The organism is Pseudomonas sp. HY2-MNA-CIBAN-0224 (assembly GCF_040310285.1).
GTDB lineage: Bacteria > Pseudomonadota > Gammaproteobacteria > Pseudomonadales > Pseudomonadaceae > Aquipseudomonas > Aquipseudomonas helleri.
In genome coordinates, this window is sequence record NZ_JBEOPQ010000570.1 from 1 (window position 1) to 267 (window position 267).

At 47.2% G+C, this 267-nt stretch carries 1 protein-coding gene; it reads right to left on the reverse strand.

Features of this window, described 5'->3' with window-relative positions:
• The coding region (locus AAEZ03_RS27595; protein WP_350583052.1) for a CYTH domain-containing protein at positions 1–245 on the reverse strand (245 nt) is incomplete at its 3' end.
• Positions 246–267: the final 22 nt, after the last annotated feature.

Below are 267 nucleotides of genomic sequence, written 5' to 3' on the forward strand. Positions count from 1 at the left end.
GCCTCTCGATGATTATCATCATTACCATGAATGATTTCGCCATAATCGTACGCCATCTCGATCATATTGTCGCCTTGCTCGCTATCCTCTTCTACCAGCAAGCGCGTGGTACGCCGTACATCAGTGACATACTGACGATTGAGCTGCTGAGCCAGTTTTTTGAGGTTAAATACCGCCAATGCTGGTGCAATTGGCGTGCCCTGATAAATCGTTAAATCTGGCATGAGCTCATGCTTGTCGAGCATTGCTTGGACCTGCTCATTATTC